General features: G+C 44.5%; 1 protein-coding gene. It reads left to right on the forward strand.

Translation table 11 applies throughout. From position 1 onward, the window contains the following. A partial coding sequence (locus tag HC175_RS17910) for an alkaline phosphatase family protein (protein ID WP_209310066.1) occupies nt 1–485 on the forward strand: 485 nt, incomplete at both ends.

Raw genomic sequence — 485 nt, forward strand, 5'->3', positions numbered from 1 at the left:
TGGAATAGATTTGGAAATGACGGCTTTAAAAAATTGATTTCTGAAGGTTTTAATCTTCGCAATAATCATTTTAATTACATCCCTACCTATACCGGTCCCGGTCATGCTTCGGTTTTTACCGGTTCTGCGCCACAAACCCATGGGATCATCGGGAATGACTGGTACAATAAATTCCAGAATGAAATGGTGTATTGCGTAGGAGATCCTGCTGTTATGCCAGTAGGAACAACTGTTGAAGCAGGGAAAATGTCTCCACATCGCCTGCTCACTACCACTGTGGCCGATGAGAATAGATTACATACCCAGATGCGTGGTAAAACTATTGGTGTTGCTATTAAAGATCGGGGAGCAGTGCTTCCGGCGGGTCATACCGCAAATGCAGCCTATTGGTTTCATGGGCAAAATGAGGGAGTCTGGATAAGCAGCTCCTTTTACCTGGAAGACCTTCCGCAGTGGGTGAAAGAATTTAATGCTGAAGGATATGC

It is taken from the genome of Salinimicrobium oceani (assembly GCF_012037645.1).